13 protein-coding genes are annotated in these 12,249 nt (G+C 65.3%); 5 read left to right on the top strand and 8 right to left on the bottom strand.

Annotated features, from left to right (window positions below):
• Positions 1 to 38 precede the first annotated feature (38 nt).
• The gene (locus R9X41_RS13115; protein WP_318630901.1) at positions 39 to 512 is read left to right on the top strand and encodes an SET domain-containing protein; all 474 of its coding nucleotides are present in this window, start codon (positions 39 to 41) and stop codon (positions 510 to 512) included.
• Positions 513 to 521: 9 nt separating this feature from the next.
• Here the strand turns inward: R9X41_RS13115 and R9X41_RS13120 are convergent, their stop codons facing one another.
• From R9X41_RS13120 to R9X41_RS13150, 7 genes are read right to left on the bottom strand one after another with little or no spacing between them, the layout of a single operon-like run.
• On the bottom strand, positions 522 to 983 hold the full coding sequence (locus R9X41_RS13120; protein WP_318635225.1) for a molybdenum cofactor biosynthesis protein MoaE: 462 nt from the start codon (positions 981 to 983) through the stop codon (positions 522 to 524).
• 18 nt (positions 984 to 1,001) lie between these two features.
• Complete coding sequence (locus R9X41_RS13125) at positions 1,002 to 1,277, bottom strand: MoaD/ThiS family protein (RefSeq protein WP_412556600.1); 276 nt, start codon at positions 1,275 to 1,277, stop codon at positions 1,002 to 1,004.
• Positions 1,274 to 2,554, bottom strand: coding sequence for a molybdopterin molybdotransferase MoeA (gene glp, locus R9X41_RS13130; RefSeq protein WP_412556601.1), 1,281 nt, complete (start codon positions 2,552 to 2,554; stop codon positions 1,274 to 1,276). The genes R9X41_RS13125 and glp overlap by 4 nt, the downstream gene beginning before the upstream one ends.
• 13 nt (positions 2,555 to 2,567) lie before the next feature.
• On the bottom strand, positions 2,568 to 3,122 hold the full coding sequence (gene mobB / locus R9X41_RS13135) for a molybdopterin-guanine dinucleotide biosynthesis protein B (RefSeq protein ID WP_318630902.1): 555 nt from the start codon (positions 3,120 to 3,122) through the stop codon (positions 2,568 to 2,570).
• A complete protein-coding gene (gene thrC / locus R9X41_RS13140) occupies positions 3,119 to 4,561 on the bottom strand; it encodes a threonine synthase (protein ID WP_318630903.1) in 1,443 nt (480 codons plus the stop codon). The genes mobB and thrC overlap by 4 nt, the downstream gene beginning before the upstream one ends.
• Before the next feature lie 23 nt (positions 4,562 to 4,584).
• Complete coding sequence (locus tag R9X41_RS13145) at positions 4,585 to 5,904, bottom strand: homoserine dehydrogenase (RefSeq protein WP_318630904.1); 1,320 nt, start codon at positions 5,902 to 5,904, stop codon at positions 4,585 to 4,587.
• 38 nt (positions 5,905 to 5,942) lie between these two features.
• A complete protein-coding gene (locus tag R9X41_RS13150; protein ID WP_318630905.1) occupies positions 5,943 to 7,166 on the bottom strand; it encodes a pyridoxal phosphate-dependent aminotransferase in 1,224 nt (407 codons plus the stop codon).
• Positions 7,167 to 7,280: 114 nt separating this feature from the next.
• On the opposite strand from R9X41_RS13150, the gene R9X41_RS13155 reads away from it, so the two are divergent.
• The 4 genes from R9X41_RS13155 to R9X41_RS13170 all read left to right on the top strand — a co-directional run bounded on the left by R9X41_RS13155 (position 7,281) and on the right by R9X41_RS13170 (position 10,746).
• Positions 7,281 to 7,655, top strand: coding sequence for an Mth938-like domain-containing protein (locus R9X41_RS13155; protein ID WP_318630906.1), 375 nt, complete (start codon positions 7,281 to 7,283; stop codon positions 7,653 to 7,655).
• A gap of 185 nt (positions 7,656 to 7,840) precedes the next feature.
• Positions 7,841 to 8,320: a peroxiredoxin gene (locus tag R9X41_RS13160; RefSeq protein WP_318630907.1), complete on the top strand. Its 480-nt coding sequence runs from the start codon at positions 7,841 to 7,843 to the stop codon at positions 8,318 to 8,320.
• 195 nt (positions 8,321 to 8,515) lie between these two features.
• Entirely contained in the window at positions 8,516 to 10,351 is a 1,836-nt protein-coding gene (locus R9X41_RS13165) for a PhoH family protein (RefSeq protein ID WP_318630908.1), read from the top strand.
• Positions 10,352 to 10,353: 2 nt separating this feature from the next.
• Complete coding sequence (locus R9X41_RS13170; RefSeq protein ID WP_318630909.1) at positions 10,354 to 10,746, top strand: hypothetical protein; 393 nt, start codon at positions 10,354 to 10,356, stop codon at positions 10,744 to 10,746.
• A gap of 9 nt (positions 10,747 to 10,755) precedes the next feature.
• Here the strand turns inward: R9X41_RS13170 and dnaB are convergent, their stop codons facing one another.
• The gene (gene dnaB, locus R9X41_RS13175) at positions 10,756 to 12,168 is read right to left on the bottom strand and encodes a replicative DNA helicase (RefSeq protein ID WP_318630910.1); all 1,413 of its coding nucleotides are present in this window, start codon (positions 12,166 to 12,168) and stop codon (positions 10,756 to 10,758) included.
• Positions 12,169 to 12,249 lie beyond the last annotated feature (81 nt).

Below are 12,249 nucleotides of genomic sequence, written 5' to 3' on the forward strand. Positions count from 1 at the left end.
GCCCAAATGGAAGCGTGTCCAATCAGGAAATTCACTACATGCCCAAACCGCGTATCAGCGTCTGCAATCCCCTGCCCTCCGTCGAGGTTCGCAATAGCGACGTCCACGGCCTTGGCGTATTCGCCCAGCAAGCCCTGCCCAAAGGCGCCACCGTCGGTCTGTACGATGGAAGGCGCTACACGGCCCGCCAGATCGCCCGGGTGGACTGGGACGAGAAGCTCACCTATCTGTTCGGCCTGTCCGACGGCAGCACGATCGACGGCGGCGAAGGCGGCAACGCCACCCGGCACCTGAACCATGCCTGCGCACCGAACTGCGAGGCGGTGGAAGAAGAAGACGAAGCCGGTTTGCTGACGGTGCGCATCGTGACCTTGCGCCGCGTGAAGGCCGGTGACGAACTCTTCATCGACTACTGCCTCACCGCCGATGCGAGCGCCAAACCGGAGGACTACGCCTGTCGCTGCGGTGCCCGCAACTGCCGCGGCACCATGCTGGGTCTGGAAAGCGCCTGAGGCTCGCGTTCAGAGGCCCCAGCGCGCCAGGGCTTCGTCGTCCGAAACGCGGGCGTCGACCCATTGCGCACCCTCGGATGTGCTTTCCTTCTTCCAAAAAGGCGCGCGCGTCTTGAGGTAGTCCATCAGAAATTCGCAGGCCTGGAACGATTCGCCTCGATGGGCCGACGTCACCGCCACCAGCACGATCTGGTCGCCCGGCGCGAGCAGGCCGATGCGGTGAATGACGCGCGCCGCGCGGATGTCGAAGCGCCGATGGGCGTCGTCGATCATCGCTTCGATCGACTTCTCGGTCATGCCGGGGTAGTGCTCCAACTCCATCGCAGACACCTGCCCCGGCCCGCTTCGATCGCGCACGGTACCGACGAAGCTGCAGACCGCGCCCACGCCGCCATCGCCTGCGCGCAGGGCGGCGATCTCGTGGGAAAGATCGAAATCTTCCGCCTGGATGCTGACGCGCGCCGTGGGAATCGCCGAGGTGAACACCGCTCAGCCTCCGGTGACCGGCGGAAAGAAAGCCACCTCGGTGCCCGATGCGAGCATGACGTTTTCGTCCTGCTGGAGCACCTGGTTCACGGCGAGGCGCACGGCGCGATCGCGCGAAAGGCTGCTCGCCCAGGCGCCACCGCGCGCGATGAGTTCGTCGCGCAGCGCGGCGGCGGTCGGGGCGGCGGTCACCAGGGTTTCGCTGCCGACGCCGACCGCCTCGCGGACGGAGGCGAAATAACGAAGCTCGACGGTGATGGGCTGGCTGGACGGACTCACGACAGCAACTCCGAGAACGGCAGGAAGCGCACCAGGTCGCCCGGTGCGATCGGAGTGGATGGCGGGTTGTCGACCAGGCCGTCGCCCCAGACCATCGAGGTCAGCACACCCGAGCCCTGGTGGGCGAACAACTCGAGTCCGCCCTGGGCGTTGCGTGCCACGCGCAGAAATTCGCGCCGTGGGTCGGCCTTGGGCCAACTGAAATGCGCAGGCGTGGGCAGCGGCTCCGGCGCGATACGGCTTGCGCCCTGCAGCTTCAGCAGAAAGGGCCGCACCATCATCAGGAAGGTAACGAAACTCGACACCGGATTGCCCGGCAAGCCGATGAAATGCGCGCCGGCCACGCGCCCATAGGCAAATGGCTTGCCGGGTTTCATCGCCATCTGCCAGAGCGTGAGTTCGCCGAGCGCCTGCACCGCGGGTTTCACATGGTCTTCTTCGCCGACCGAGACGCCGCCGCTGGTCAGCACCAGGTCGTGGCCGGACGCGGCGGTGCGTAGCGCGGCGACGGTGGCGTCGAAGCTGTCGGGCACGATGCCGAGGTCGGTCACGGTACAGCCACAGCGCTCGAGCAGGCTGCGCAGCAGGAAGCGGTTGGAGTTGTAGATGGCGCCGGGCGGCATGTCGGCCGGGGCCTTTTCCCCGGGCATGACGAGTTCGTCACCGGTGGAGAACAGCGCCACGCGTGGGCGACGCGCCACCCGCACGTTGGCACGGCCGATGCTCGCGGCGAGGCCGAGGGCGGCCGGGCCGAGCCGGGTACCGGCGGCCAGCACGATCGAACCTCGCGCAACGTCCTCGCCGGCGCGGCGGATCGCCTCGCCCGGTGCGGGCATGCGGTCCAACCGCACACGGCCATCATCCAGAACAGTGCAGTGTTCCTGCATCAGCACGGCGTCGGCACCCGCGGGCACCGACGCGCCGGTGAAGATGCGCGCGATGGTGCCGGCAGCCAGCGAAGAGGGGGCCTGGCCAGCGGCGATACGTTGAGACACCGGCAGCATCGCGCCGGGGCCCGAGACGTCAGCCAGCCGAACCGCATAGCCGTCCATGGCGCTGTTGTCGGCCGGCGGCACCTGCAGTTCGGAGACCAGGTCCTCGGCCAGCACGCGGCGATCGGCATCGAAGGTGGACACGGTTTCGACGGCGTCGTCACCCGACCAGGGCACCGCGTGCGAGAGCAGTTCGGCCAGGGCGTCGTCGAGCGCGGTCAGCGCCTTGCGGGGCGCACCGCCGGAAACCGGTTGGGCAGGAGCATTCATGGGAAAGGCTGGCATCGGCCGATTGTCCTCAGCCCGAGCGGGCCGGCAACGGCGGGGTGTAACGGAAAAGTTCGACGTTCTGGCGCAACCAGGCCACGACCGTTGCCGGCTGCGACCAGTCGAGCACGGGCAGCGCGCTCGGCGCCGGCAGCGAATCTGCCTGATCGGTGCAGATGGCGATCACCTGGGCGTCGTCCGGGTAACGCGCAGGATGGCCGCTGAAATCGGGCGACGGCGCCCGCCAGATTTCGATCTTCGGCAGATCGGCGCCACGAAAACCCTCCACCAGCACCCAGTCGAGCGTCGGGTCGAGTTCGGCGATCAGCGCATGCACCGACAACTCCTGCGGCGCGGCAAATTCACGCATCAGGGCCAGGCGACGATCAGAGGCGACCAGCACTTCGGTGGCACCCGCCTTGCGATGCCGCCAGCTGTCCTTGCCCTCGTGGTCGATGTCGAACCGATGGTGCGCATGCTTGACCACCCCGATGCGCGCCCCGCCCTGCGCGAACAGCGCGATCACCGCTTCGATCAGCGTCGTCTTGCCCGCACCGGAGTAGCCGGCAAAACCGACGACGTTCACGCGCAGTGCTGGGCGATGTACTGCTGCACCGCCGCCATGTCGGACGGCAGGATCGTGACCCGCTTGGGCAGCGCCTCGATGCCGTCGAATCGCGATGGTCGGTCGGGCTCCTTGCCCAGCGCCTCGACGATCGTGGCTGCGAACTTGATCGGCAATGCCGTCTCCAGCACGATCATCGGAATGCCCGGCTGCACGAACGGACGCGCCACCTTCACGCCGTCCGCAGTGTGCGGATCGATCATCGTGGCGTGACGCTGCCAGGTCTCGCGGATCGTGTCGACCCGGTCGGCGTGGCTGCTGCGGCCGCTGGCGAATCCGTATTTGCCGGAAGCGTCGCCGAAAGAGCCGTGTTCATTGAGGGCGAAGTAACCCTTGCGGCCCAACTCGTCAGAGAACAGGCGGCGGGTTTCGGCGCCGTCGCGGCCCAGCAGGTCGAAGACGAAACGTTCGAAGTTGCTCGCCTTGGAAATATCCATGGACGGGCTCGACGTTTCGTGGGTATCGGCGCTGCCGCGAACCCGGTAGATGCCGGTGCGAAAGAACTCGTCGAGCACGTCGTTCTCGTTGGTGGCGACCACGAGTTTTTCGATCGGCAGACCCATCATGCGGGCCACGTGACCGGCGCAGACGTTGCCGAAGTTGCCGCTGGGCACCGTGAAGCTCACCTTCGACGGGCTGCCGCCGACCGGCGTCGCGTGCGTCGCCTGGAAGTAGCCGGCGAAGTAATACACCACCTGCGCCAGCAGACGCGCCCAGTTGATCGAGTTGACCGTGCCGATCCGGTAGCGACGCTTGAAGTCGAGGTCGTTGGAGACGGCCTTGACGATGTCCTGGCAGTCGTCGAACACACCTTCGATGGCGAGGTTGTGGATGTTGGCGTCCTGCAGGCTGAACATCTGCGCCTGCTGGAACGGGCTCATGCGGCCGCGTGGGCTGGTCATGAAGACCCGCACGCCGCGTTTGCCCCGCATGGCGTATTCGGCAGCGCTGCCGGTGTCGCCGGAGGTGGCGCCGAGGATGTTCAGCTCTTCACCACGGCGGGCCAGTTCGTATTCGAACAGGTTGCCCAGCAACTGCATCGCCATGTCCTTGAAGGCCAGCGTGGGGCCGTTGGACAGGGCTTCGAGGTAGAACAGGTCTTCGAGTTCGCGCAAGGGCACGATCTCGTCGGTGCCGAACACTTGCCGGGTGTAGGTGCGCTCGCAAATGCCCTGCAATTCTTCGGCGGGAATGTCGTCGATGTACAGCGAGAGCACTTCGAAGGCGAGCGCCGCGTAGCCCTTCTGGGCATACACCGCGCGCCATTGTTCGAGCGTGGCGCTGTCGACCTGCGGGTAGAACTCGGGCAGGTACAGCCCGCCATCCGGCGCCAGGCCTTCGAGCAGGATTTCGCAGAAGCGTTTGCGGTCCGGATGTCCGCGAGTGGAGAGATACAGCATGGTGTTGTTTGGCCCGAGGCCGATCAGGCGAGCTCTTCCTTGCGGATACGCACGATGGGCGCCAGCACGGTCGGCAGCGCCTGCATCTGCGCCAGCGTCGCGTCCATCGTGCCTTCGCGGGTGTCGTGCGTGAGGATGATCAGGTCGGTCTGCGGGCTGCCCTCGCCCACGTCGTCGGACTCGCGTTGCAGCACCGCGTCGATGCCGATGCCGGCACCGGCGAGCAGGCCGGTCACCGTGGCGAGCACGCCGGTCTGGTCGGCGACCCGCAGGCGCAGGTAGTAGCTGGTGACGACCTCGCTCATCGGGAGCACGGTCAGGTCGCTCATCTCGTCGTGCTGGAACGCCAGGTGCGGCACCCGATGCTCGGGGTCGGCGGTATGCAGGCGGGCGATATCGACCAGGTCGGCCACGACCGCGCTGGCCGTCGGCTCGCTGCCGGCGCCCTTGCCGTAGTAGAGCGTGGTGCCGACCGCGTCGCCCTGCACCATCACCGCATTCATCGCGCCTTCGACATTGGCAAGCAGGCGCTTGACCGGCACCAGGCTCGGATGCACCCGCAGCTCGACGCCGGAGTCCACGCGCTTGGTGATGCCCAGCAGCTTGATGCGGTAGCCGAGCTGTTCGGCGTAGCGGATGTCGGCGGCGCCGAGGCGGGTGATGCCCTCCACGTAGGCGCGGTCGAACTGCACCGGAATACCGAAGGCGATGGCCGACATCAGCGTGACCTTGTGCGCGGCATCCACGCCTTCGATGTCGAAGGTCGGGTCGGCTTCGGCGTAGCCCAGGCGCTGCGCCTCCTGGAGCACCACGTCGAAGTCCAGGCCCTTGTCCCGCATCTCCGACAGGATGAAGTTGGTGGTGCCGTTGATGATGCCGGCGATCCACTGGATACGGTTGGCGGTCAACCCTTCACGCAGGGACTTGATGATGGGGATGCCGCCAGCCACCGCTGCCTCGAAGGCGACCATGACGCCCTTGCGCTGGGCCGCCGCGAAGATCTCGGTCCCATGCACCGCGAGCAGCGCCTTGTTGGCGGTCACCACGTGCTTGCCGGCCTCGATGGCCTCGAGCACCAGTTGCCTGGCGATGCCGTAGCCGCCAATGAGCTCGACCACGATGTCGATCTCCGGATTGGCGACCACCTTGCGGGCGTCGTCCACCACCGTCACGCCCTCGCCCACCGCGGCGCGAGCACGGGTGGTGTCGAGATCGGCCACCATGGTGATGGCGATGCCGCGACCCGCGCGGCGGCGAATCTCTTCCTGGTTGCGCTGCAGAACGTTGAAGGTGCCGCTGCCGACGGTGCCGATGCCCAGCAGGCCTACTTGAATCGGTTTCATGAAAATCTTGTCGAGGAAAAAGGGAGAGCCGGGAAGATTCAGGCGTGGCGCCTGCGATAGCTGTCGAGGAAGCGCGCGATGCGGGCGATGGCTTCGCGCAGATCGTCTTCATGGGGCAGGAAGACGATGCGGAAATGGTGGTTACCCGGGTAGTTGAAGCCCGAGCCCTGCACCAGCATCACCCGGGTTTCGTTGAGCAGTTCCAGGAAGAACTGGCGGTCGTCCTCGATGGGGTACATCGCCGGATCGAGCCTGGGAAACATGTAGAGCGCTGCCTGCGGCCGGTTGCAGCTGACCCCGGGAATCGCGGTGATGAGCTCGTAGGCCAGGTCGCGCTGGCGGCGCAGGCGCCCGCCCGGGCCGACCAGTTCGTTGATGCTCTGGTAGCCGCCGAGCGCGGTCTGGATCGCCCACTGGCCCGGCACGTTGGCGCACAGGCGCATGTTCGAGAGCATGTTGAGGCCCTCGATGTAGTCGGCGGCTGCTCGCTTGTCGCCCGATATGGTCATCCAGCCGGCGCGGTAGCCGCAGGAGCGATAGCTCTTGGACAGCGAGTTGAAGGTGATGGTGACCACGTCTTCGCTGAGCGAAGCGATGGCCGTGTGCTGCACGTCGTCGTAGAGCACCTTGTCGTAGACCTCGTCGGCGAGGATCAGCAGGTTGTGTTCCCGCGCGATGTCGACAATGCTCTGCAACAAGGCATCGGAATACAGCGCGCCCGTCGGGTTGTTGGGGTTGATGACGACGATGCCCTTGGTGCGGGGCGTAATTTTTGCGCGGATGTCCGCCAGATCGGGCATCCAGCCGTTGGCCTCGTCGCAACGGTAATGCACCGGCGTGCCGCCCGAGAGGCTGGTGCAGGCGGTCCAGAGCGGGTAGTCGGGCATGGGCACCAGCAATTCGTCGCCGTTGTCCAGCAAGGCGTTGGTCGCGAGCGCGATGAGCTCGGATGCGCCGTTGCCCAGGTAGACGTCGTCCAGCGTCACGCCCTTCACGCCTTGCTGCTGGGTGTAGTGCATCACCGCCTTGCGCGCCGCGAAGATGCCCTTGCTGTCGGAGTAGCCAGCCGATTTCGGCAGGTTGCGGATCATGTCCTGCTGCACTTCCTCGGGCGCGTCGAACCCGAAAGGCGCGAGGTTGCCGATGTTCAGCTTGATGATCTTCTGGCCTTCGTCCTCCATCTCGCGGGCTCGATCCATGATCGGGCCGCGGATGTCATACAGAACATTGGCGAGCTTGGCGGATTTCTGGATTGCCTTCAAAGTCCCTCCGACGACAGGCGAAACGCGGGGAAACCTAGAATTTGACCACAGTCGACGACCGCGATCCGTGGCCGCCCTTCCGCCTTCGGCCACCTACCTGCAAGTGTCTGCACCATGAAACTCCAACCAGACAAGTTCGACGTCCAGTCCATCAACGGCTACGGTCCGGGGTGGGTGACGATCGAAGGTGAAAAGACGCATGCCAGCCTTGTCATCAGTGCGCAGGGTGAGCGTTTCGAATGGAACTGCACGCGCTTCGAGGAACTGAGCCCCGAGCACTTCGCGAAGCTCGCCGAACTGGATGCGGAAGTGGTGATTTTCGGCAGCGGAAAACGCAACCGTTTCCCACCTGTCGCTTGGCTCAAGCCACTGATCGCCAAACGCGTCGGACTCGAGACGATGGACACCGCCGCGGCTTGTCGCACCTACAACATCCTGGCCGGCGAAGGCCGTCGTGTGGTCGCGGCGCTGTTGCTGGAAGCCGATTGACCTGACTCGCGTTTGAGGGGACTTTCGATGGCTCGCGTGAGCCATCGCTCGCGCGATGATAAAATCAGGGATTGCTGCCGCGCAGGGCATCGTATCTACCGGGCTTGCACGTGGAAGTCTGGTCGGATCCGTGGTTCTGCGTCGGCTTTCCGCGGCAAGTCACCGTCACAGGAAATAGAACTCACATGGCGATCGTTGTCAACAAGCCCATTCCCGAATTTGAAGCAATCGCAACGAACGGCATCAAGGTTACCAACACCTCGCATGCCGGCCAGACCGTGGTGCTTTATTTTTACCCGAAGGACAACACTCCGGGCTGCACCACGGAGGCGATGCAGTTCCGTGATCGCTACAAGGATTTCGTGAAGGCCGGCGCCATCGTCTTTGGCGTATCCCGCGACAACATGAAGTCGCACGACGAATTCAAGGCCAAGGTGGAGCTCCCCTTCGAGCTGATCGCCGACACCGAAGAAAAAATGTGCCACATGTTCGGTGTGGTCAAGAACAAGATCATGTACGGCAAGAAGGTCAAGGGCATCGAGCGCAGCACCTTCCTGATCGGCCCCGACGGCGTGCTGCGCGCCGAGTGGCGTGGACTCAAGGTGCTCGGCCACGTCGACGAGGTCCTGACTGCGGTCAAGGATCTGAACCGCCAGGCGGCCTGATACCGCCCGCGGTTTTTCGGGGGATCCGGGGCCGCTCCGTACGGCTCGTGATACCCCGGCGATCGCACCTCGGCGGTCGTGCATAATGAATTCATGCTGCAGGTCATCACCTCCGCGCTCAACCACCAAAGCCGTCCGGGTTTCCCCGACGGCTTTTTTGTTTTGGTCGATTCTTCCCCAGCGAGCTGAAAGCACATGCCCCTGCCTCCCGCACCCAACAAGCGCGCTACCGTTCTGGCCCCTGAAGCCTATTCCGCCCATGTCGCGGACCTTCCGGCGACATCGTCGGGACGGGCATCGGCGCGGCGATCCGCACCGGTCGAGACTGCACCCACTGCGCCGGTCGCGCTGCACGCCGTACCGACCAAGCTGCGTCCCGCGACACAGCGGCGCCGCTCGGCTGCGTCGGCCGAGACCACCGACGCCGAACTCCTTTCGGCAAGCGCGCAGGTCGCATCGTTGTTCAAGGCGCCGGCGCCCGAACCGTTGGCGCCCGCCCCTAAGGTCGCCGAGCCGGTACAGGCACGCGCTCCCGCCCCGCGTCGTGGCCGCAACGCCAAGTCGACCGTGCAGGAAGTTGCGGTCGTCGCTGCACCGGCCGCTACGACCGGCACCCGCAAGAACCGCAAGTCCGGCGACACCGTCAGCAAGCTCTTCGTGCTCGACACCAATGTGTTGCTGCACGACCCGATGTGCCTGTTCCGCTTCGAGGAACATGACATCTACCTGCCGATGATCGTGCTGGAAGAACTCGACGGCCATAAGAAGGGCATGACCGAGGTCGCCCGCAACGGCCGCCAGACCAGCCGCACGCTCGACGCGCTGGCAGGTGCGCAAGGTGCCGACATCGCCCTCGGCCTGAAGCTCGACACCACCGGCCATCGCGAAGCCGGCGGCAGCCTCTTCTTCCAGACCGAGGCGCTGGACCATCCGCTGCCCGCCGCCCTGCCCCAGGGCAAGGCCGACAACCAGATCCTGGGCGTCGTCGCCGCCCTGCGCGCCAAGCTGGCGCCCCGCCCGGTCGTGCTGGTGTCCAAGGACATCAACATGCGGGTCAAGGCGCGTGCGCTGGGCCTGGATGCCGAGGACTACCAGAATGACAAGGTGATCGAGGACGGCGACTTGCTGTACTCGGGCGCGCTGGCACTGCCGGCCGATTTCTGGAGCCGCCACGGCAAGAGCGTCGAAAGCTGGCAGAGCGGCGGCCATACCTACTACCGCATCAGCGGCCCGGTGGTGCCGAGCCTGCTGGTGAACCAGTTCGTCTACTTCGAGGCGCCGGGCGAAACCAGCCTGTACGCACGCGTCACCGAAATCCGCGAAAAGACGGCGGTGCTGCAGACACTCAAGGACTACGGCTCAGCCAAGAACAACATCTGGGGCGTCAACACCCGCAACCGCGAACAGAACTTCGCGATGAACCTGCTGATGGATCCGGAAGTCGACTTCGTCACCCTCACCGGCACCGCCGGCACGGGCAAGACGCTGATGGCGCTCGCCGCCGGCCTCACCCAGGTGCTGGACGATCGCCGCTACACCGAAATCATCATGACCCGCGCCACCGTGAGCGTGGGCGAGGACATCGGCTTCCTGCCTGGCACCGAAGAGGAAAAGATGGGTCCCTGGATGGGCGCCCTGGACGACAACCTGGAGTTTTTGGCCAAGGGCGACGGCGGCGGTGCCGGCGAATGGGGGCGCGCCGCCACCAACGAACTCATCCGCAGCCGCATCAAGGTCAAGAGCCTGAACTTCATGCGCGGCCGCACTTTCCTGAACAAGTACGTGATCATCGACGAGGCCCAGAACCTGACGCCCAAGCAGATGAAGACCCTGATCACCCGTGCCGGCCCCGGCACCAAGATCATCTGCATGGGCAACATCGCGCAGATCGACACGCCCTACCTCACCGAGGGCTCGTCCGGCCTGACCTTCGCGGTCGACAAGTTCAAGGGCTGGCCGCATGGCGGCCACATCACCCTGGCGCGCGGCGAGCGTTCGCGCCTGGCCGACTTCGCCAGCGAGGTACTCTGACCATGTCGGTCTGGCTCACAGCGCTGAAGCTGGTGCCTTGGGACGATGTGCTCAAGTCGACACCCAAGCTGGTGCGCCAGGCGCGTCAGCTGTTTCGATCGAGCAAGCAGGAAGCCAAGCCGGCGGGCGAGCAGTACGAGCTCACGCCGGAAGCCCTGGATGGTCGCGATCCGAAGGCACTGGCCGCCTTGGTGAAGGCCTTGCACCGCAAGGTGCAGGTGCTCGAGAAGGAACAGCGCGAGTCCGCCGAATTGATGGCCTCGCTCGCCGAGCAGCAGGAGATGGTGGTGCAGACCCTGGCGGCGCTGCGGGCGCGCGCCAAGCTGCTCACCGCCGTGTGTGGCGTGCTGCTCGTCGCCGTGGTGTCGCTCGTGGTCTGGGCGATGCGGGTCTAGAACGCGGGTCTAGTACTCGTCCATGCCGCCACCCGCCAGGCTTTCGAAGCGGGTGAGCGGTTTCAGGAAAGCCAGCTTGACGGTCCCGGTGGGACCGTTTCGCTGTTTGCCGATGATGACCTCGGCCACGCCCGGCTCCTTGCTGTCCTTGTTGTAGTAGTCGTCGCGGTAGATGAACATGATGATGTCCGCGTCCTGCTCGATGGCGCCGGATTCGCGCAGGTCGCTCATCATCGGCCGCTTGTCGGTGCGCTGCTCCACGCTTCGGTTGAGCTGCGACAGCGCGATCACCGGGCACTGCAGCTCCTTGGCCAGCATCTTCAATCCCCGGGAGATCTCGCCCAGTTCGGTCGCCCGGTTGTCCGAGCCCGACGCATTGGAGCCGCTCATCAGCTGCAGGTAGTCGACCACGATCAGGCCGAGCTTGCCGCATTGACGGGCCAGCCGGCGAGCGTTGGCGCGCAGCTCGCTCGGCGTGAGGCCGGGGGTTTCATCGATGTGCAGCGACACGGTACGCAGGCGCTCGATGGCCTCGGTGAGCCGCGGCCATTCGTCGTCGGACAGCTTGCCGGTGCGCAGATGGCCCTGGTCGATACGACCGATGGAGCCGACGATACGCACCGCCAGCTGAGCGGCACCCATTTCCATCGAGAAGACGGCGACCGGCAAGCCTTCGTTCAACGCCACATGCTCGGCGATGTTCACTGCGAAAGCGGTCTTGCCCATCGACGGACGCGCCGCCAGCACCACCATGTCGCCCGCCTGCAGGCCGGAGGTCATGCGGTCGAGATCGATGAAGCCGGTGGGTACGCCGGTGACGTCGCTCGCGTTGTCGGCCATTTCCTGAACACGGTCGAGCAGGTCGACGACCAGCGTGTCCATGCTCTGGAAACCCTGCTTCATCCGCGAGCCTTCCTCGCCGATGTTGAAGATCTTCTGTTCGGCCTGGTCGAGAATCTTGGCGACCGGCATGCCCTGCGGATTGAAGGCGTGGGTCGCGATCTCGTCGCTGGCGGTAATCAGCTTGCGCAGGATGCCGCGCTCGCGGACGATTTCTGCATAGCGGCGAATGTTGGCAGCGCTGGGCACGTATTGCGCCAGCGCGTTCAGATACGAAAGCCCACCCACCTCCTCGGCCTTGCCGATGGTCTGCAGCTGCTCGAAGACCGTGATGACGTCGGCCGGCTTCGAGGCGTTCACCAGCGACGCGATGGCTGAAAAAATCAGGCGATGTTCATGGCGGTAGAAGTCCGCATCCTTGAGCAGGTCGCCGACGCGGTCCCAGGCGCCGTTGTCCAGCAGCAGCCCGCCCAGCACGCTGGACTCCGATTCGATCGAATGCGGTGGAATGCGGAGCTTGGCGACCTCGCTGTCGGCATCGCCAGCGGAGAGAAAGCTCAAATTATCGGAAATGGCGGACATGAATCTTTGGCGGAGCGACCGCGGATGCTACGGCGCGGCTAGGCGTACGTCTACGGCGCGGCCGGGTAAGCGGCGACGGCG

Source organism: Xylophilus sp. GOD-11R (assembly GCF_033546935.1).
Taxonomy (GTDB): Bacteria; Pseudomonadota; Gammaproteobacteria; order Burkholderiales; family Burkholderiaceae_C; genus Xylophilus.

Bases quoted from the DNA above. Each gene is read 5' to 3' on its own strand.
- R9X41_RS13160 (WP_318630907.1), top strand. From the start codon at position 7,841: ATGGCGATCGTTGTCAACAAGCCCATTCCCGAATTTGAAGCAATCGCA.
- dnaB (WP_318630910.1), bottom strand. From the start codon at position 12,168: ATGTCCGCCATTTCCGATAATTTGAGCTTTCTCTCCGCTGGCGATGCC.
- R9X41_RS13155 (WP_318630906.1), top strand. From the start codon at position 7,281: ATGAAACTCCAACCAGACAAGTTCGACGTCCAGTCCATCAACGGCTAC.
- R9X41_RS13170 (WP_318630909.1), top strand. From the start codon at position 10,354: ATGTCGGTCTGGCTCACAGCGCTGAAGCTGGTGCCTTGGGACGATGTG.
- R9X41_RS13145 (WP_318630904.1), bottom strand. From the start codon at position 5,904: ATGAAACCGATTCAAGTAGGCCTGCTGGGCATCGGCACCGTCGGCAGC.
- thrC (WP_318630903.1), bottom strand. From the start codon at position 4,561: ATGCTGTATCTCTCCACTCGCGGACATCCGGACCGCAAACGCTTCTGC.
- R9X41_RS13115 (WP_318630901.1), top strand. From the start codon at position 39: ATGCCCAAACCGCGTATCAGCGTCTGCAATCCCCTGCCCTCCGTCGAG.
- R9X41_RS13165 (WP_318630908.1), top strand. From the start codon at position 8,516: ATGCCCCTGCCTCCCGCACCCAACAAGCGCGCTACCGTTCTGGCCCCT.
- glp (WP_412556601.1), bottom strand. From the start codon at position 2,554: ATGCCAGCCTTTCCCATGAATGCTCCTGCCCAACCGGTTTCCGGCGGT.